Genomic DNA, 19,211 nt, shown 5'->3' with positions numbered 1-19,211 from the left:
CACGCTTGCTAGTGATTAAGAAATAATTCATCGTGTCTCTTAAGCGGTTCTTAGAAGCGGTCGCGTAAATTTGCTTCAAGTGCTGATAAAAATACGAACGCACGAAAAATATGGACATGAGGCGCAACCAGATGATCAATACAAACAGGGCCGTTGAGGTCTTGGCGCAAGAAGAAGAAACGGTAGGGCTGAAGCCTGCATACCTCGAGGCACTGACGCTCATCGAGCGTCTGCATCGTCGTCTTCTTGACGTCATTAAAGATGAGTTTGACCGGATGGGTCGTTCCGATGTGAACAGCGTTCAGGCGCTGCTTCTTTTCAACATTGGCGACGCCGAGCTGACTGCAGGCGAGCTTCGTACTCGCGGTTATTATCTTGGTTCCAACGTTTCTTATAATCTGAAGAAACTCGTTGAAACCGGATACATCAATCACGAACGTTCCCAGATGGATCGCCGCTCTGTGCGGGTGAGCCTGACGGAAAAAGGGCGCGAGATTGCTCAGATTGTTGATGACCTTTACAGTCGTCATATTCTTTCTGTTGAGCAGGTTGGTGAGCTCTCAACCGAGAACTTTGAAGAGCTGAACCGGTCCCTGCGTCGTCTGGAACGCTTCTGGACAGATCAAATCCTCTATCGGCTTTAATTTTCGGCGATATCAGGGCTTTCAAAAAACACCGCTTCCATGCACCGGGGGCGGTGTTTTTGCGTGTTATGAGGGCCGGCTTGCGGCCACGCTTGCGCGGGATTGCTGCGGGTGGTGCGCCAGCTCAAGATAAGGCATCTGTGAGTAAGTTGGGCTGATTGTTGCTTTCTTGCACTAGGTGCAAACCAACGCTCGCTGTGTAACCACCTTTTTCCCACTTGGAGTAATTAGCCATTAAACGGTCACATTGAGTGGGGAATACACGCTCTCACTTTTCGGGCTGAAAAAGTGCTGTTGGCATTGTAAATTTAGAAGCTGTCAACTCTGATTTGTTCAGGGGATCGATCACTTTCTTTAATTCACCAACAGATGTTCCTCCCCGATTTTTGGCTGAAGTCTTGCGAGTTTGCTAAGATAATGCCATGTAGATTTGCCATGTTAAGTCTCTGTTTACCAAGTTACATGGAATCTTACAGAATGACTGATTGCTAGGAGAAACTATTCGTGTTGGCACCTCTTTTAAACCGCAGCAAGTTTGCTCTGGCTCTCGTTGTGAGTACGGGCCTTTCTGCAGGTATGATGTCTGCACAGGCGCAGGTGAAGGTTCCAGACCTGCTTTCCTATAATGGCAGCATTCAGCAAGCTGTCAGTCAGCCGGCGCCGGTTGCTCCTACACAGCCTATCGTTGGTCAGGGCACGGAATGGGAAGACACCTTTGATGAGGGCGTTTCTTCTCTGGAGCAGATTGATTTTGTGGCTCCGATTATCTCCAAGCAGACCAGCCAGTACATGATTGATGCGATTCTCGATTATGAGCGTATCGCTCTCAATGGAGGTTGGCCTGAGGTCTCCACCAAGAAAGTTTTGCGCATTGGTATGCGCGCACCGGCAATTGCAGCTTTGCGACAGCGCCTGATTGTTTCAGGCGACATGGCGCAGCATGCGGGTGTCTCTGAGGTTTTTGACAGTTATGTTGTTTCAGCTGTTCGCCGCTTTCAGTTGCGCCATGGCCTGACACCGGATGGTGTTGTAGGGCGGGCGACCGTGATTGCAATGAATGTGCCTGTTGAGGTGCGTTTGCAGCAGTTGCGGACCAATCTGGAGCGCGTTTCTGCTTTGGCTGAAAATGTGACAGATACGTATGTGAACGTGAATATTCCGGCAGCTCGTATTGAAGTTGTTGAGAATGGCCGTGTTCGCTCCCGTCACACTGCTGTTGTTGGCAAGCAGGATCGCCAGTCTCCGATCCTCAGCTCTGCGATTTATGAAGTGAACTTCAACCCGTATTGGACTGTTCCTGTCAGCATTATCCGGAAAGATCTGATTCCGAAGATGCAGAAGGATCCACAGTATCTGGCGAAGAACAACATCCATATCTATGACTGGTATGGCAAAGAAAAGCAGTGGCAGGAGATTGACTGGAATACGGATGAAGCGACCCAGTATCGCTTTACGCAGGACCCGGGTGAGGGCAACTCCATGGGCAGCATCCGGATCAACTTCAACAATACTCATCAAGTGTATCTGCACGATACGCCAGAGCAGTCTTTGTTCGGTGAAGGCTATCGCTTCCATTCCTCCGGCTGTGTGCGTGTGCAGAACGTGCGTGAGCTGGTGACATGGTTGCTTGGGTCGACAACACCAGACTGGACCCGCAGCCGCGTGGATGCAGCCATCAATTCAGGTGAGCGTACGGATGTGAAGATGAAGAGCCGTATTCCGCTCCACATGTCCTACGTGACTGCGTGGGCGCTGAGCGATGGTATGGTTCACTTCCGGGATGACATCTACGACAAAGATGGGCTTTACGCCGCGAGTGCTGATCCGATGGCGCAGGCCTCTGCTCAGTAAGGTTTTGCAAGAGTTTCAAGTTTGAAGGGTCGTCTCTGCCAGATGCAGAGCGGCCCTTTTCTTTTGGGGATGTGGGGCGGGTATGCCTGTGCTGCGCTGTTTTACCTGCTAAAACGGCAGGCAACTTACGAATCTGAGAGAAGCAAGGCGAGGGGCCATATGTCTAAGCTGGGGCAGGTCTATTTTGAGACACGTGTGGTTGGGAATGCTGTTCGCATGACAGCAATTTGTGCTCAGAGCGGTGTTGAGGTGTTTGTTGTGGGGCCTCGTAATGCGAGCGAGTCGCATCTGAAACAGCTGGCACTTCGTAAGCTGGAACGCAAATTACAACCTCAAGATGCGTAATTCATAAATTTTGGGTGATGGCAGCAATAGTATTGCGCAATTCCTATGAACAACGCTTGGTTCGTTACCCCCTATATGTTAATGGGCTAGGACCCGAAGCTACAACTTGTCGGGATGGGAATGCGAAACGATATTGGGACGTTTCGTCAGTTTGTTGCTCCAACCTTGTCATGAGGTCCACCTATGTCCGTATCGGATAATCCAATTACGACGCCGCTCTACCCAGAGTTTTTTACAGGTAGCCTGGCTTCTGGTGACCCAGAGCTTCTCGAGGCAATCAATAAAGAACTTACTCGTCAGCAGAACGAGATTGAGCTTATCGCTTCGGAAAATATTGTATCTCGCGCTGTGCTTGAGGCGCAGGGTTCCGTCCTGACCAACAAATACGCCGAGGGTTATCCTGGTCGCCGTTACTACGGTGGTTGTGAATACGTCGATATCGTTGAGCGTCTTGCAATCGACCGCGTAAAAGAGCTGTTCGGCTGTGATTTTGCTAACGTGCAGGCGAATTCCGGTTCTCAGGCCAACCAGTCTGTTTTGCTTGCTTTGGCGAAACCAGGCGACACTCTGCTCGGCATGAGCCTTGATGCAGGTGGTCACCTGACACACGGCGCTCGCCCGAACTTGTCCGGCAAGTGGTTCAACGCTGTTCAGTACGGTCTGAACACTGAAACTGGCCACATCAACATGGATGAGGTGCGTGAGCTTGCTAAAGAACACCAGCCAAAGATCATCATTGCTGGCGGTTCTGCTTACTCCCGTGAGATCGATTTTGCTGCGTTCCGCGCAATCGCTGACGAAGTAGGCGCTTACCTTTGGGTCGACATGGCGCACTTTGCAGGTCTTGTTGCTGGTGGTCAGCATCCAAGCCCGTTCCCGCATGCGCATGTTGCAACATCCACCACCCATAAGACCCTGCGCGGTCCTCGTGGTGGTCTGGTTGTGACCAACGACGCTGACATTGCGAAAAAGATCAACTCCGCGATCTTCCCAGGTCTGCAGGGTGGTCCTTTGATGCATGTGATCGCTGGTAAGGCTGTTGCCTTCGGTGAAGCGCTGCGTCCTGAGTTCAAGACCTACGCGAAAGACGTTGTCGAAAACGCACAGGTTCTGGCTGCGACACTGGTTGAAGGTGGTCTGGATATCGTTTCTGGCGGTACCGACACACACCTTATGCTGGTTGACCTGCGTCCAATGGAACTGACTGGCAAAAACGCAGAGATTTCTCTGGGCCGTGCGAACATCACCTGTAACAAGAACGGTGTTCCGCTTGATCCTCAGAAACCGACCATCACCTCCGGTATCCGCCTTGGTACACCTGCTGGGACTTCCCGTGGGTTTGGTAAGGAAGAATTCCGTGAAATCGGTAAGCTGATTACCGAGGTTCTGGAAGGTCTGCGCAAAGCAAATTCCGTTGACGACAACGAAGCTGTGGAAGCACGGGTCAAAGAGAAGGTACTGGCCCTTACTGCCCGGTTCCCAATCTACAAAAACTAATTTAAACGAGAAGAACCGCCGGACACCCTTCGGCGGTTCTTTAGTGTTTAAGTAAGGAGGCAGGCGAGATGCGTTGTCCATATTGCGGGGGTGATGACACCCAGGTGAAGGATTCGCGCCCGACCGAGGATAATACAGCTATCCGTCGGCGCAGGGTCTGCCAGACTTGTGGTGGTCGTTTTACCACCTTTGAGCGTGTTCAGCTGCGCGAGCTGACCGTTATCAAGCGTAACGGGCGCCGAGTACCTTTTGATCGCGAAAAGCTGATGCGCTCTGTTTTGATCGCAACCCGCAAGCGTCCTGTTGAGCCTGAGCGTATAGAGCGTATGGTGAGCGGACTTGTCCGGCAGTTGGAAAGCTCTGGTGAAAGTGACGTTGTGGCGGAAGATATTGGTCATTTGGTCATGGAAGGGCTGAAAACCCTTGACGATGTGGCTTATGTGCGGTTCGCTTCTGTTTATAAGAATTTCCGCGAGGCCAAAGACTTCGAGGCTCTGCTGGATGAGCTTTCCGATGCGGATGTTGATCCGCTGATGATGCCGCCACGGACGTAATCTCTGGCTTTTTGCAGTGTTGTGTTGCGTAATTTCTCCGAGGATCGGGCTTTTCTTTTAGGAAATACGCTGTAGTGCTGGCAGGGGGATGGCTTTGTCTGGTTACAAAGCATTAGATGCAAAGGAACGAGTTGAGCACGAGCGCTTTATGGCGGCGGCGATCAGCTATGGCATTCGTGCAAAGGGCCGGACGTGGCCCAACCCTCCTGTTGGAGCAATCCTGACAAAAGATTTTGGTGATGGGCCTGTGATTGTGGGGCAGGGTGCAACTCTGCCTCCCGGTGGCTCTCACGCTGAAGTGCTGGCCATCAAAGATGCCGGTGAACATGCCCAAGGTGCGACAGCTTACGTGACCCTTGAGCCTTGTGCGCATTATGGCCGGACTGGTCCGTGTGCGCGGGCGCTTGTGGCAGCTGGCGTGGCGCGCGTTGTTTATGGCACCGCTGATCCCAACCCTGCTGTGGCTGGTCGCGGTAAAAAGATCCTTGAAGAGGGCGGTGTTGACGTCCTAATCGGTATTTTAGAGAAGGACTGCCGACAGGCTGTTCGAGGCCATATCTCCCGTATCCTTAATGAGCGTCCTTTTGTTCAGCTTAAGATGGCTGTGTCGAAAGATGGTTATATCGGCAAGCGCGGAGCCGGACAGGTGGCGATCTCCAGTCCGTTGTCGCGGCAGCTGGTGCATGCGATGCGGGCGCAGATGGATGCCATTGTTGTTGGCATCGGTACGGTTTTAGAAGACGATCCTGAGCTCTCTGTGCGCCTGCCTGGCATGGCGCATCGCTCACCGCAGCCGGTGGTGTTTGATAGTCAGGCCCGGATTCCGCTTTCCTCCAAACTGGTGCAAAACGCAGAGATTAATTCCCTGTGGGTGGTGATTGGTGAACATGCGCCGGATCATCGCGTCAGTGCGCTTGAGCGGGAAGGCGTGACAGTTATCGTCAATGACTGCCTCAGAAATGGCAAGGTATGTCTTGATAAGGCTTTGGATGCGCTTTACATGCATGGTCTCTCCCAGATTATGGTTGAGGGCGGTGCGGAGCTTGCGCACGGTCTGCTTCAGCAAGATCTGGTGGATGAGCTATTGATTTTCCAGGGAGCCAATCTGATTGGGTCCGATGGTATTCAGCCTTTCGGATTTGAAGGGCTGGAGAGTTTGCGAGACGGTTATAACAAGCAGATGCTGCGTCCTGTGGGCGAAGATCTGTTGTGGCGGTATACGCCAAAAGAGAGGTTCTAGGTGTTTACGGGCATCGTTAGTGACGTTGGAACAATCCTTGAGCTGGAGCAGATTGCTGCAGGTCAGCGGACGAAAATTGGTACTGTTTACGATCCTGACGGGATCGATATTGGTGCATCCATTGCCTGTTCCGGCGTTTGCCACACTGTTGTCGCGAAAGGTCGTGATGGCGAGCAGAACTGGTTTACGGTTGAATCGGCTGCCGAAACGCTGGCGTTGACAACTGTTGCTGAGTGGAGCGTGGGTAAGCGGGTCAATCTGGAGTGTTCCCTTTCCATGGGCGCTGAGCTGGGTGGTCACCTGGTTCTGGGGCATGTGGATGGCAAGGCGACCATTGTTGAGCGAACCGAACACCCTGAGAGCGTTTATCTGAAATTTGAGTGTGCGCCAGAGTTCGCGCGGTTCATCCCAAAGAAGGGATCCGTGGGGCTGGATGGCACCTCTTTGACGGTGAACGAGGCTGAAGGAAATACGTTTTCTGTCTTCCTTATTCCACACACTCTGGAAGTGACCACATGGTCCGACAGAGCGCAGGGGGATGAGGTAAACCTGGAAGTTGACATGATGGCACGGTACGTTGCGCGTCTTGCTGAGTTTCCAAGCCTTGCAGAAATTGCAAAATAGCCTTATAGCCAAAATCTTCCGCAGGAAATAACTGGACATTTCGCTTGGGGCGTGGTTCCTGAGCGCACATACGTGGGTACTGTCCGTACCCGTGGCCTTAACCCATCTTTGCTGATTTCTCAGTGAAAAGATGAGGTTGGCATTAGGAGAAATTAAATGAGCGCCGTTCCGCACATTCTTGTTATTGAAGCACGGTTTTACGAAGATCTGGCTGATGCCCTTTATGAAGGTGCTTCAGATGTGCTGGACCGTGAAGGAGCGAAAATCTCTCGACTGGCTGTGCCAGGTGTGCTCGAAATTCCTGCTGCGCTTTCCATGGCGTTAACCGCAATGGAGAATGGCGACGCAGATTATGACGGTTTTGTATTGCTCGGTGTTGTAATTCGCGGTGAAACAACCCATTACGACATCGTTTCTAACGAGTCGGCTCGTGCGATCATGGATCTTTCTGTGGATGCAAACGTTGCAGTTGGTAACGGCATCCAGACAGTTGAGAATGATGATCAGGCATGGGCGCGCGCAAGCGTTTCTAAAAAGAACAAGGGCGGCGGTGCTGCTGAAGCTTGTCTTGCTATGATTGACGTGCGCGACCGGTTCGGTGTGTAAGGTTTAGGATGACAACGGAAAACAACAAGAAAAACGCCGAAGTGAAACCCGCGAATAAGCGCGGGGTTGCTCGATTGGCTGCTGTTCAGGCTGTGTATCAGATGGAAATCACTGGTGCGCGTTTGAATGATGTGCTGAATGAGTATGAAGCTTACCGGCTTGGTCAGGAAGTGGATGGCGACCAGTACCGTGATGCGGATCCGGCATGGTTCCGTGATCTGGTGCAGGCGGTGTTTGAGGATCAGCTGCGTATTGATCCTCGCATTCACACAGCGCTTTCTGAAGATTGGCCACTGAAGCGTATCGACACCACTTTGCGTGCGATCCTTCGTGTTGGCTGTGCTGAGTTTTTGCGTAAAAAAGACGTTCCGGCCCGCGTTATCATCAATGAATACATTGATGTGACGAAGTCCTTCTATGATGGAGATGAGGCACGTCTGGTCAACGGTATTATGAATCGTCTGGCTCGCGAGCTGCGTCAGTCTGAATTCGAAGACTAAAAAATGAGCGAGAGAGCTGCCAGTTCCAGACCGGGAGAGTTCTCGCTTATTGAGCGCTATTTTGCGCCGCTCGCCACCAGCGCGGGTGCTGTGCATCTGCAAGATGATGCTGCTGTATTTGCCCCTGACACCGGATGTGATTTGGTTGTAACCAAAGACATGCTGATGGCAGGGGTTCATTTTTTTGAAAACGACCCTCCCTTTGAAGTCGCGCAAAAAGCGCTTGGTGTGAACCTTTCGGATCTGGCTGCCAAAGGCGCAGAACCTAAGGGGTATCTGCTGGGTCTCGGTCTTTCCAAAGACATCAGCGAAGAGTGGGTTGCCGAGTTTTGCCGCGGCTTGAAGCTGGTTCAGGATCAGTTCCAGATTGACCTTCTTGGCGGTGACACGATTTCCTGCCCGCAAGGCCCGCTGCTTTCCATCACCGCGTTTGGTCAGGTTCCAACGGGGCAGGTGGTTCGGCGCAATGAGGCTGTTGCTGGTGCACTGCTTTATGTGACTGGCACCATTGGTGATGCCGCACTTGGCTTGCAGCTGCGGTTGGATGAAGCACTCGCAGATAAGCTTGAGCTTTCTGCTGGGCAGCGTGATCTCCTCCTAAACCGTTATTTGCTGCCGCAGCCTCGTGTTGGTGCTGCTCAAGCGCTTCGTGATTATGCTGTTGCGGCGATGGATGTGTCTGACGGGTTGGTTGCTGATCTGGGACATATGTGCCGGACATCGCAGGTGCAGGCCTCAGTGAAGCTGGAGAATGTACCGCTGTCTGACGCTGCTTCTGCAATGATTGCGAAGGATGCTGCGTTCCGTGAGACAGCGATTACGGGCGGGGATGACTACGAGATCCTTGCTGCCGTGATGCCTGAGAATGCAGTGGCTTTTGAAGTGGCACTTCAGGAAGCTGGTTTGCGCTGTGTTCAGATTGGCGTGCTGGGTGCTGCTGATGTTTCCAAGAAAGAGATTGCTTTGAGCCTGAATGGCGAGACCTATGCACTTCACGGGGCTGACGGGTTCAAGCATTTTTGATTAGTGGTCTCGACCTGAGCCTTATTTTTGCTAGGGTACTCAGATGGAGTCGGCTATCTATTTTATAACATTCGTTATTTCATTGCTTTACTTGGTTGTTAAGTTGCGGAAAGTTCCCGCTGCAACGACGTTAAAACGCCAAAGACGGACCAGAAGTCGTTTGATTTCCTACCACATTGGAAAATCACTGCTTTTGTGGTGGGGCCTGATGTTCGTTGCAGGGATTGCAAGACGCATTGTGTTGGGTTTGCCGTTATAATCGACAATAGCTGCCTTGCATGACGTATTCTCATCGAGTTGTGCGTATATCTCCCGAAGTTACAGATGATCTGGTGAGCTCTGTGGTTGCTCATTACGTGGAATTGATTAGGCTGTCGGTTCCTTCCTGATTTCTTTGAAAGTTTACATTATGGCAAATACTCTGGCGGCTCCGTTGATTGATGACGGATTGGCAAAGCGCAATGCGCTGCTTTTGGCGCTTGCCCAGTCGTTTGCTGGTGGTGTTCCTCCTATCATTTTTGCAACCACATCTATTCTTGCTTCAGTTTTGTTGGTTGACGACAAGTCTCTGGCAACACTGCCTGTTACTGCTTTCGTGCTTGGAACAGCCATCGGGACGTTGCCTGCTGGCATGATCATGCGCAGTTTTGGACGCCGTGCCGGGCTTGTTGGTGCGCTGCTGTTTGGTGTGCTGTTTGCCTTGGTTGCTGCCTACGCTGCCTACCTTGGTAGTTTTACGCTGCTTTGCGTTTCCACACTCGGCAGCGGTTTTGTCATGGCCTTTACCCAGCAGGCGCGTTTTGCTGCTGCTGATACGGCCAGCCCTGCTTTCAAACCTAAGGCCATTTCCTGGGTTTTGACCGGTGGTATTCTTGCTGGTGTGGTTGGTCCGCAGACCGTTATTCTGACACAGGGCATGTTTGAGCCCTTCCTTTTTGTCGGAACCTACCTTGCGCAAGCGGTTTTGATGCTTATCGGTTTGTTTTTTGTGGCGTTTTTGGAAATACCTTTGCCACCGAAGTTGGAAAAGCATGAACGTGGACGTCCGCTTTTAGAGATTTTGAAGCAACAAAAGTTCTTTGTGGCTGTTGGTTGTGGAATGATCAGTTACGCGATCATGAACCTGATCATGACGTCTGCTCCGCTCGCCATGGTTGCTTGCGGGTTGACGAACTCAGATGCGGCTCTTGGCATCCAGTGGCACGTGATTGCCATGTTTGCACCTAGTTTTATTACGGGTAGTTTGATCAGCCGATTCGGTCATGGAGCTGTAATTGGCACGGGATTCTTGCTTTATGCGGTGTGCGCGCTGGTTGGCCTTACGGGACTAGAGCGTTGGATTTTCTGGAGTTCCCTGATTTTACTTGGTCTTGGCTGGAACTTTTCTTTCGTCGGAGCGTCTGCGTTGCTGACACAAACTTACCGACCAGAAGAACAAAACAGAGTCCAGTCCGTAAACGACTTCTTCGTCTTTGGTTTAGTCGCAACTGCCTCGTTTTCCTCAGGGAAATTGTTAAACGTGTTTGGTTGGGAAACTGTCAACCTAATGGTGTTCCCGTTCGTTATCTTATGTCTATTTCTTGTTGTCTCACTGATGTTTACTGAAAAACGGGAAGTTAAAGTTTGAATAATTCCAAGTAGTTTCTCTCCTTTCAACATACGTGTTTCCTTCCACTACCACGCAAAAGCAACTTGACGGATAGTGACAGGTATATACCGTCACTGTGTTCGTTAATTTACACAATTGCAGTGCGGATTTTGCTACGAACACACACATAAGTAGCAGGGTACCCTTAGGGGAGGAAATATGACTGAACTTATCGTTACCATTGCGTGCGGTTTGCTCTCTGTCGTTTACGGCATCTGGGCAATTCGCAGCGTGATGGCTGCTGACACCGGGTCTGCGAAAATGCAGGAAATCGCTGGTGCCATTCAAGAGGGTGCGCAAGCATACCTCACTCGTCAGTACACCAGTGTTGCAATTGTTGGCGTGGTTATCTTCGCCATCGTCGCTTACTTGCTGTCTATCACCGTAGCTATTGGATTTGTTATCGGTGCCGTTCTTTCCGGTGCCGCAGGATTTATTGGAATGCTCGTCTCCGTACGGGCAAACGTTCGCACTGCACAAGCTGCAAGCCAGAGCCTTGGGGCAGGGCTCTCAATTGCATTCCGTTCCGGCGCCATTACCGGGATGTTCGTTGCCGGTCTCGCTCTTTTAGGCGTTGCCGTTTACTACCTGATCCTCACCGGACCTATGGGCATTGATCCAACATCACGTACTGTGATTGATGCGCTTGTGGCTCTTGGGTTTGGTGCGTCTCTGATTTCCATCTTCGCCCGTCTTGGCGGCGGCATCTTTACAAAAGGTGCTGATGTTGGTGGTGACCTTGTTGGTAAGGTTGAGGCTGGCATTCCTGAGGATGATCCACGTAACCCGGCAACAATCGCAGATAACGTTGGCGACAACGTTGGTGATTGTGCAGGTATGGCCGCTGACTTGTTTGAGACCTACGCCGTGACGCTTGTTGCGACGATGGTTCTTGCAGCGATCTACTTTGCAGGTACGGCTGATTTGCAGTCTGCAATGCTGTATCCGATGCTGATCTGTGGTGTTTGTTCTGTGGCATCCATCATCGGTACGTTCTTCGTGCGCCTTGGTGCGTCCAACTCCATTATGGGTGCGCTCTATAAGGGCTTCATCGCCACTGCAATTGTTTCGCTGATCATCCTGTATCCGCTGACCTACTGGGTCTTCGGCGGGATGGATACAGTGTTGACGCAGAGCAATGGCGTTAGCTTTACGCCGCTGGATCTGTTCTTCTGCGGTGTCTCCGGTCTTGTGGTGACAGGTCTGATCATCTGGATCACTGAATATTACACCGGTACCAACTTCCGTCCTGTGCAGGCGATTGCCCGAGCATCTGAAACGGGTCACGGTACCAACGTTATTCAGGGTCTTGCGGTCTCCATGGAATCCACTGCGCTTCCTGCTCTGGTTATCATTGCCGGTATTATCGTGACTTTCCAGCTGGCTGGTCTGTTCGGTATTGCCATTGCAGTGACAACCATGCTGGCGCTGGCTGGTATGGTTGTGGCGCTTGATGCGTTTGGTCCAGTCACGGACAACGCTGGTGGTATTGCTGAAATGGCAGACCTGCCTGCGGAAGTGCGCGACACGACTGATGCGCTGGATGCAGTGGGTAACACCACAAAGGCAGTGACCAAGGGCTACGCGATTGGGTCTGCCGGTCTTGGTGCTCTGGTGCTGTTTACTGCTTACACGGAGGATCTGAAGTTCTTCGTGGCAAACTCTGAGCAGTTCCCTTACTTCAAGGGGATGACTGAGGCGTCCATCGATTTCTCACTGTCTAACCCATATGTGGTTGTCGGTCTGTTCTTTGGTGGTCTGCTCCCATTCCTGTTTGGCGGTATGGCCATGACAGCGGTTGGCCGCGCAGCGGGTGCTGTGGTTGAAGAAGTTCGGCGTCAGTTTAAAGAACAGCCTGGCATCATGAAGGGTGAAGTTCGCCCTGATTATGGCCGTGCTGTTGATATGCTGACCAAGGCTGCGATCAAGGAAATGATTATTCCGAGCATGCTGCCTGTGCTGTCTCCAATCGTCATTTACTTCCTGATTGAAGCGATTGCCGGCAAAGCAAATGCCTTCGCATCCCTGGGCGCCATGCTGCTTGGTGTGATTGTGACAGGGCTGTTTGTTGCGCTTTCCATGACCGCTGGTGGCGGTGCGTGGGATAACGCCAAGAAGTACATTGAAGACGGTCATTACGGTGGTAAGGGCTCTGAGGCTCATAAAGCTGCGGTTACAGGTGATACTGTTGGTGATCCTTACAAGGACACTGCTGGTCCAGCTGTGAACCCAATGATCAAGATCACAAACATCGTGGCTCTTCTGCTTCTGGCAGTGCTGGCGCACTAGTTTGCTCTGATCTGATTTGAAACTAAAAAGCCCGACCTGGGAGATGGCCGGGCTTTTTGCTGTTCTTGTGTCTGGGGGCGTTAGCGGAGGTCAGAATTTCACTGAGAACTCGGTGCCAAAGACCCAGGCGTCCGGGATGTCGTCGTTTCCGGCGGGATTGACCACGTATTGAAAGTCCAGTGAGAGATAGGACCAGTCGGCGAACTGGTAGCGATGGGTGGCTTCGAATACGAGCTCATAGGACTGGCCGGGCAGGTGATCACTGAAATACCCAAGAATGAAGGCTCCGGCAGTAACGTCATTGTCTCTGTTGGGGATCAGGCCTTGGTAGAACAAACCGCCGCTGATGCCGAGAGGTTGGGTGTTGATGGCTTGTTGTGGCGCGATTGTAACAAGGCCCCAGAGGCTCAGACCTTGCAGGTCCTTTTCCTGATAGATCATTTGCCGTGCGATGGCATAGGCGCCCCAGTTGCCTTCACGGGTTTGCGTGGTGGTGGTGCCCAGAACATCCACTCTGCCAGTGTTGTAGAAGGCGCCCAGCTGATAGTGGCCGGGGAGATACTTGCTTGTGTCATCTTTCCCCGGATTAACGCCAACTTGCCCAACCATCAGCACGCTGCCTTTGGGCGCAAAGCGGAAGTTGAAGCCGTTTTCGGCGTTGTTCAGATCATCCACGGACGCGTCATAGACGCCGAGGCTGACGTATTGATTGCCGGGGAAGGTATAGTTGCCTGCCAGACCCCATATGTTGAAGGGGTAGGTGGTGAAAGTGGGCTGGTTGATGAGCAGCTGACCAGGGGTGCTGTTGAGGGCTCCGTTGAGATAGTACGCGAAGGTATCGTCTCTTGCGAAGATGTCGCCTACAGCGAGGCGACCGGCGGAGAGGTACAGCTGATCGTTGAGCAGGTTTTGCTCCAGACTGAAGTTGGCGATGGCGAGGATGTCGCTTGAGAAAATTTGGGTGACGCCAAAGTCGTTGCCAATGACCTCCTGTGACAGGCCCTGTCCCAGACCTTGATACATGATGTAGTGCAGGCTGCTGCCTTTGATGCCGAAGATCTTCTCAAAGTCCAGCATGGCCATGCCTTCCAGCCGCGCGCCATAAGTTGCGCTCTGGTTTAGGCCGCCAACGGGATTTGCGGCAACGTCCTGGGTGTAGAGCACACCTAGATCAAGACCCTCGTCAGAAAGGTTGGTGCGGATACCGCCCCAGTCGCGTGTTTCGTTGTGCCATTGCGCCCAGGCTAATGGCCAGTTGCCCACTTGCGCGCGAAGTTCCGTGCTGGCTGTCAGCGCTATGCCGACAACCGCTAGAAACTGTAGAACTGGCGATATGCGTTTTTTTATCGCAGGTACCTTAAGCGCTCGCAAAAGCTGGTTCCCCTAGACTGACTCAGGCAAACAGAGAAACTCAGGATTATGCAGCGCGCACTCTTGTTTACGCCGCATGCTCCAACACTTTGATGGAACCCATCCTTTTGCGAAAAACGCCCGCACTCATTCAAGAATTTGCCCGCATCAATCTGGTATGCAGCAGTGCTGCATGTCCTACTCAGATTCACTTACAGGATTACTATAGTCTGTTGTACTTGCGGCGGCTTCTATCTGAAACTTGCTAAGTAATTTTGAGGTGCCTGATCAGGCTGCTGGCTCCGGCTGCAGGGCCTCATAGCGTTCTCTTGCATGCGCGGGGAAAGGGCAGGACTTTCGGGCTTCGCGATCCATATGGACACCGACGGCCTGCATGGTTGCAACAGGTGTGTCGGTGATTGAGTCAAACATGGTGTGTTTGAAGAGAATGGTTTTGTCGCGCATTTCTTTAATTTCAGAGCGTACGACAAGCAAGTCACCTGCGGAGACCTCCGCCAGATACTTGTATGTGATCTCCAGTGCAGCCATGCCCTTGTTGCTCTCGCGGATATAGGCTGGGGTGATGCCAATGTGGGCGAGCATGTGCCATGTTGCTTCATCAAATTTGGAGGTGTACCAGGCCACATTCATATGGCCCATGTGATCTTCCTGCTGCGGGTAAACAATCCCGCGATATGTCTCAAACATCTTTGTTTCCAATACAATCGCAATCCTGACCAGCCTATTGGGAAGAGTGCTGCAGGTCATTACGACTGTCGGATACCTTCAGGTGAACGTGAAAAAGCCGGTGCTCCTTATGGAACACCGGCTTTCCTATCATTGCTGTCTATGTACTGCTCAGTAATTGCGCCAAAGGATGATGGCGGCGGCGAGCAGGAACTGGTCTTTCAGCACGAAGATGCCTGTACGGTTGAGGAGAGGGAAGAATGAATCTGCATCCCAGCCCGGTACGGAGAACATGAAGGTGAGGGTGCCGAGTGCTGTAGCAGCGATGCCGAGGACACCCAGACCGCCAAGGAAGCGATTGAATGGCAGGCAGAGCAGCAGCAGCAGGAAGACCCACTCTACGATACCGATGAAGTTGGAGGCGCCCTGAACATCCCAGACCTGATAGGTCCAGCTGAAGAGGACGTTGGACTGCATCAGGCGGACAATGCCTTGTGCCTCAAACTCATAAAACTTCATAGCGCCGATCCAGCCCATGACCAGTGCGATGCCAGCGAAGCTTGCGAACACAGCCAGCTTTTTGAGAGAGCCTGCGGTCTGCTCCTTGCCAGCTGTGTGCATGTGATGCCCGAGGATGTACGCCGGGATTGCAAACATGGAGAGGTACTTCAGGAGGTTCTGACCGGAGCCGATAATCGGGAAACCTCCGAGGGCATCCATCCACACAGGGTTTGTGAACAGGTAAAGGAAGTTCAGAGCGAAGATCAGCATGGCCATCAGGCAGCCAAGAATGCCAAGGCGGCGATCTTTCAGGCCAAGCAGAACCAGAATGCCTGCCGGGACTTCAAAAAGAGCCATCAGAACGCCGGTGAGAGGCACGCCGAGTGCTTGAACCACTCCACTGAATATGGGGCTGTTGCCGAGCCAGAACTCGATTTGCTGATGTTCCGGACCTGTCAGCTTGAGCAGGCCAACCCAGATCAAGTAGGTTGCTGTGACAAGTGTGAGATAGATAAAAAGAGCGTGATCTGAGGGGCGCAGATCTGTAATTTTTTTGAGGGCAGTAGAGGAGTGCGTCATGATTTTACTTCGCGTTTGTCGTTAGAGCACGTCGCATTTATTTGCATTCACGCATCGCGATCTAACATCCTTGGTGGAGCGAATTCTTGTCGTTTGACTGTTTCCAATCAAAAGGAACGCGCTCTAATGCCTTGAAGAAACCACGGAAGAAGACGGCCAGAATGCGTATAACTCCTCAATACAGGATCACATGTAGCAAACCTCCAATAACACCGGCGTGATTTTAAGCGTGAAGCTTAGGATTTGGCAGCATTCTCGATATGAATGGGATAGAGCAGCCTGGCCTGTTGGCTTTAAGCGCAAAAAAAAACGGCGCCTGAAAAACAGGCGCCGTTTTTTAAACTCGTCATGGGCGGGTCTTAGAGACCGATTGATGGATTTGCAGCTCCACGCAGGATCTGCGTCAGGAGACCATAATCAGCACCGCCGGTGCGTGTTTTTCTGCCGAGGTAATCAAAGACTTTTCCGTCTTCAATGCCGTAGTCAGCAACGGACTTCACATAACCATCTTTATCAAAGTAAACAGCGACAACACGTTGGTCGACGATTGACGGAGACCAGAATGCCACTGTTTCGCTCTTTTGCGAGATATAATAGTAAGCTTCACCGTCCAGATTAGATGTGGTGGACGGGCTACCAAGGAGAAGTTCTACCTGCTCACGGCTGGAACCGACTTGAACATCTTGAATTGAATCAGGTGAAACAACCTGGCCATGTGTCAGTGTCTGGGTGAAGCAGCCGGCAAGTGGCAGGCTCAAAAAAGCGAGGAACACAGTACGGCGTGCGAATGCAATCATTCCAAACATCCTGTTGGCTTGCAAATTGCAGCAAAATGCAGCAAGCAAGCGGTTTAGATTCAGACTTGTGCTTATGCCATCCTCGTGGCAGTCACACAAGTAACTCGACAAGCGCAAGAGAGGTGCCATGATCTTCGGCTTTTTCCGTCGACATAAAGACACATCCGTCAGAACAACTTACGAGCGGATCGTCGCGCAGGCACGACTACCAGTGTTTTATCAGCACTATGGTATACCTGATACGAGCGAAGGTCGCTTCGAGATGATTGTTTTGCACGCTTTTTGTGTCTTTTACCGGTTAGGAGGCGAAGATAAGGCGTCCCGGAAATTTGCACAGGCTGTATTCGATTATTTTTTTCAGGATATGGACCAGAGCATGCGTGAGATCGGTATTGGTGATGAAGGTGTGCGTAAACGGGTTCGAATTATGGTCGAATCGTTTTACGGACGCACAGCCAGCTATATGCAGGCTCTGGAAAACAAGGACAATTCCGCTCTATTTGAGGCCTTTGTAAGAAACATTTATGGCGAGAGCGGTGAAGCTGTTGCGATAAGAGCGCTGGTTCATTACATGCATGAAGCGGTGGAAGGCCTTGCTGCTCTTCCAACCCATGAAATTCTTGCGGGCGACGTCAAATTTGTGGCTCCAAAGATCGAACTTATAAGGGAAAGCGCCAGCGATGGCTGAAACTGAATACCCGTGGGCCTATTTATTCGATGCGGTGCGTCTTGGTAAGAAAACCAAACAGCTAAAGCTTGTCCTCAATGAGAATGAGCGGACGCAGATCGCCAAGGCATATGATTTGATAGAGCTGCCTGAGTTCGAAGCCGACCTTGAAGTGCGTCCGTGGCGCCGTGATGGACTGGCGGTGCGCGGTCACATTCGCGCCAAAGCTATTCAACAATGCGTTGTCACGCTTGACCGAGTTGAGTGCCTGGTGGACGAAGAATTCGACCGTACATTTTTGCCGGATCAAGATTCCCGGGGGCGTCGTCGAAGTGATGATGATACCTTGGAAGTAGATCTGGATATTGATGAGAGCGATCCGCCAGATTATTTCGAAGGCTCACAGGTGGATTTCGGAGCTGTTGTTTGTGAGCACTTTGCGTTGGGACTGGATCCATTTCCTCGGGCTAAAGGGGTTGAAATGGATGATAAATATGCTCCGGACCCAGAGGAAGAACTGAAACAGGATGAAGAGCAGAAGCCTTCTCCTTTTGCTGCACTAGAAGCCCTTAAAGGCAAAAAATAATCTTAGATTGCTGCAAAGGTTTTTTAGAGGTGGGTGTTGCGAGACGTTTATAATCGAGTATCTTCGCGACGCGCATTTCCACTGAACTTAGGGAAAATGCTCTTAACTATTCCGAGGCCTGCCGATACAAGGGCAGACTTTGTTGGGACAAGGCAAGAAATTGGAAATGTCTGAAAAAATACGTATTTCTCTTGATGCTATGGGGGGGGATTACGGTGTTGAGGTGGTGCTGCCTGGTGCTGATCAGGTGCTGCAACGCTGCCCGAATATCGAATTCTTACTTTTCGGTGACAGTAAAGTCATCGAGCCAATGCTCGAGGAATACCCTCGTCTGAAGCAGGCATCCGTTGTTCATCATACCGATGTGTCGATTGGCATGGACGAAAAACCGAGTCAGGCTTTGCGCAAGGGCCGCGGTAAATCTTCCATGTGGAATGCGATCGCTGCGGTTAAAAATTCTGAAGCAGATGTTGCTGTTTCCGCTGGTAATACGGGCGCGCTGATGGCGATGTCCAAGTTTTGCCTGCGCACCATGTCTGGTATTGAGCGTCCTGCGATTGCGGCAATGTGGCCGACACTTCGCGGTGAATCCATTGTGCTTGATGTGGGTGCTACGATCGGCGCGGATGCCCAGCAGCTGATCGACTTTGCTATTTTGGGCGGCGCTATGTGTCGTTCTGTTCATGGTGTTAAGCAGCCGACTGTTGGTCTCCTTAATATTGGTGTTGAAGAGGTGAAGGGTGTTGAGGAAGTGCGTACAGCAGGCAAAATGCTGCGCGAACTGTCTCCTCCAAACCTTGTTTACTCCGGCTTTGTCGAGGGTGATGACATTGGTAAAGGCACCGTTGATGTTGTTGTGACCGAAGGGTTTGCCGGCAATATTGCACTCAAAACAGCCGAGGGAACCGCAAAACAGTTTGCTGGCTACCTACGGGCTGCTATGAAACGTACGCTTATGGCGAAAATCGGTTACTTTTTTGCACGAGGTGCTTTCGAGCGGCTTCGGGCGAAAATGGATCCGCGTAAAGTCAATGGCGGGGTCTTTCTTGGGCTTAATGGGATTGTTATCAAAAGCCATGGCGGAACAGACGCTGAAGGTTTTGGTGCTGCCATTGAACTTGCCTATGATATGGCCAAGAATGAATTGATTAAAAAGATCTCCGAGGATCTGGCAAACTACCATCGTGGTCGTTTCTCAGAGGCTGAAGAAAACTGAAGGGTTT

Annotated in this window: 19 protein-coding genes; 15 read left to right on the top strand and 4 right to left on the bottom strand. The window is 51.6% G+C overall.

Annotation, left to right across the window (positions count from 1 at the left end; translation table 11 throughout):
- Positions 1-131 precede the first annotated feature (131 nt).
- The 12 genes from PsAD13_RS18745 (at position 132) to PsAD13_RS18690 (ending at position 12,821) form a co-directional block, all read left to right on the top strand.
- On the top strand, positions 132-644 hold the full coding sequence (locus tag PsAD13_RS18745) for a winged helix DNA-binding protein (RefSeq protein WP_057464291.1): 513 nt from the start codon (positions 132-134) through the stop codon (positions 642-644).
- A gap of 504 nt (positions 645-1,148) precedes the next feature.
- Entirely contained in the window at positions 1,149-2,495 is a 1,347-nt protein-coding gene (locus tag PsAD13_RS18740; protein ID WP_063307730.1) for a L,D-transpeptidase family protein, read from the top strand.
- A gap of 159 nt (positions 2,496-2,654) precedes the next feature.
- Positions 2,655-2,840, top strand: coding sequence for a hypothetical protein (locus tag PsAD13_RS18735; protein WP_057464293.1), 186 nt, complete (start codon positions 2,655-2,657; stop codon positions 2,838-2,840).
- A 183-nt stretch (positions 2,841-3,023) separates the two neighbouring features.
- The gene (gene glyA / locus PsAD13_RS18730) at positions 3,024-4,337 is read left to right on the top strand and encodes a serine hydroxymethyltransferase (protein WP_057464294.1); all 1,314 of its coding nucleotides are present in this window, start codon (positions 3,024-3,026) and stop codon (positions 4,335-4,337) included.
- A gap of 68 nt (positions 4,338-4,405) precedes the next feature.
- The gene (nrdR, locus tag PsAD13_RS18725) at positions 4,406-4,891 is read left to right on the top strand and encodes a transcriptional regulator NrdR (protein WP_057464295.1); all 486 of its coding nucleotides are present in this window, start codon (positions 4,406-4,408) and stop codon (positions 4,889-4,891) included.
- Between the two features lie 94 nt (positions 4,892-4,985).
- Positions 4,986-6,131: a bifunctional diaminohydroxyphosphoribosylaminopyrimidine deaminase/5-amino-6-(5-phosphoribosylamino)uracil reductase RibD gene (gene ribD, locus PsAD13_RS18720; RefSeq protein ID WP_063289381.1), complete on the top strand. Its 1,146-nt coding sequence runs from the start codon at positions 4,986-4,988 to the stop codon at positions 6,129-6,131.
- Positions 6,132-6,755, top strand: coding sequence for a riboflavin synthase (locus PsAD13_RS18715; RefSeq protein ID WP_063319113.1), 624 nt, complete (start codon positions 6,132-6,134; stop codon positions 6,753-6,755). It begins immediately after the preceding gene.
- Positions 6,756-6,911: 156 nt separating this feature from the next.
- Complete coding sequence (gene ribH / locus PsAD13_RS18710; RefSeq protein ID WP_057464297.1) at positions 6,912-7,361, top strand: 6,7-dimethyl-8-ribityllumazine synthase; 450 nt, start codon at positions 6,912-6,914, stop codon at positions 7,359-7,361.
- Positions 7,362-7,369: 8 nt separating this feature from the next.
- Positions 7,370-7,861, top strand: coding sequence for a transcription antitermination factor NusB (gene nusB, locus PsAD13_RS18705; RefSeq protein WP_057464298.1), 492 nt, complete (start codon positions 7,370-7,372; stop codon positions 7,859-7,861).
- Positions 7,862-7,864: 3 nt separating this feature from the next.
- Complete coding sequence (thiL, locus tag PsAD13_RS18700) at positions 7,865-8,884, top strand: thiamine-phosphate kinase (RefSeq protein WP_063319112.1); 1,020 nt, start codon at positions 7,865-7,867, stop codon at positions 8,882-8,884.
- Between the two features lie 409 nt (positions 8,885-9,293).
- The gene (locus PsAD13_RS18695) at positions 9,294-10,511 is read left to right on the top strand and encodes an MFS transporter (protein WP_063319111.1); all 1,218 of its coding nucleotides are present in this window, start codon (positions 9,294-9,296) and stop codon (positions 10,509-10,511) included.
- 180 nt (positions 10,512-10,691) lie between these two features.
- On the top strand, positions 10,692-12,821 hold the full coding sequence (locus PsAD13_RS18690) for a sodium-translocating pyrophosphatase (RefSeq protein WP_057464301.1): 2,130 nt from the start codon (positions 10,692-10,694) through the stop codon (positions 12,819-12,821).
- Between the two features lie 90 nt (positions 12,822-12,911).
- Here PsAD13_RS18690 and PsAD13_RS18685 read toward each other — a convergent pair whose 3' ends face one another.
- From PsAD13_RS18685 to PsAD13_RS18670, 4 genes are all read right to left on the bottom strand, one after another.
- Positions 12,912-14,192, bottom strand: coding sequence for a carbohydrate porin (locus PsAD13_RS18685; protein WP_063319110.1), 1,281 nt, complete (start codon positions 14,190-14,192; stop codon positions 12,912-12,914).
- A 267-nt stretch (positions 14,193-14,459) separates the two neighbouring features.
- Positions 14,460-14,879 (bottom strand): thioesterase family protein, encoded by a 420-nt coding sequence (locus PsAD13_RS18680; protein ID WP_063319109.1) that lies wholly within the window; start codon positions 14,877-14,879, stop codon positions 14,460-14,462.
- 150 nt (positions 14,880-15,029) lie between these two features.
- Entirely contained in the window at positions 15,030-15,938 is a 909-nt protein-coding gene (locus PsAD13_RS18675) for a DUF417 family protein (protein ID WP_063305410.1), read from the bottom strand.
- A gap of 359 nt (positions 15,939-16,297) precedes the next feature.
- Positions 16,298-16,735, bottom strand: coding sequence for an outer membrane protein assembly factor BamE (locus tag PsAD13_RS18670; protein ID WP_057464446.1), 438 nt, complete (start codon positions 16,733-16,735; stop codon positions 16,298-16,300).
- 127 nt (positions 16,736-16,862) lie between these two features.
- Here PsAD13_RS18670 and PsAD13_RS18665 point away from each other — a divergent pair, with 127 nt between their 5' ends.
- The 3 genes from PsAD13_RS18665 to plsX all read left to right on the top strand — a co-directional run bounded on the left by PsAD13_RS18665 (position 16,863) and on the right by plsX (position 19,204).
- Positions 16,863-17,423, top strand: a complete 561-nt coding sequence (locus tag PsAD13_RS18665) for a ubiquinol-cytochrome C chaperone family protein (RefSeq protein WP_208981023.1) — start codon at positions 16,863-16,865, stop codon at positions 17,421-17,423.
- Positions 17,416-17,988, top strand: a complete 573-nt coding sequence (locus PsAD13_RS18660; protein ID WP_063289201.1) for a DUF177 domain-containing protein — start codon at positions 17,416-17,418, stop codon at positions 17,986-17,988. Before PsAD13_RS18665 ends, PsAD13_RS18660 begins: the two co-directional genes overlap by 8 nt.
- A 166-nt stretch (positions 17,989-18,154) precedes the next feature.
- Positions 18,155-19,204, top strand: a complete 1,050-nt coding sequence (plsX, locus tag PsAD13_RS18655; RefSeq protein WP_057464304.1) for a phosphate acyltransferase PlsX — start codon at positions 18,155-18,157, stop codon at positions 19,202-19,204.
- The last annotated feature ends 7 nt before the right edge of the window (positions 19,205-19,211 follow it).

This window comes from Pseudovibrio sp. Ad13 (assembly GCF_001623225.1).
Classification (GTDB): Bacteria; Pseudomonadota; Alphaproteobacteria; order Rhizobiales; family Stappiaceae; genus Pseudovibrio.
This window is presented reverse-complemented; position numbering and strand designations above follow the sequence as displayed.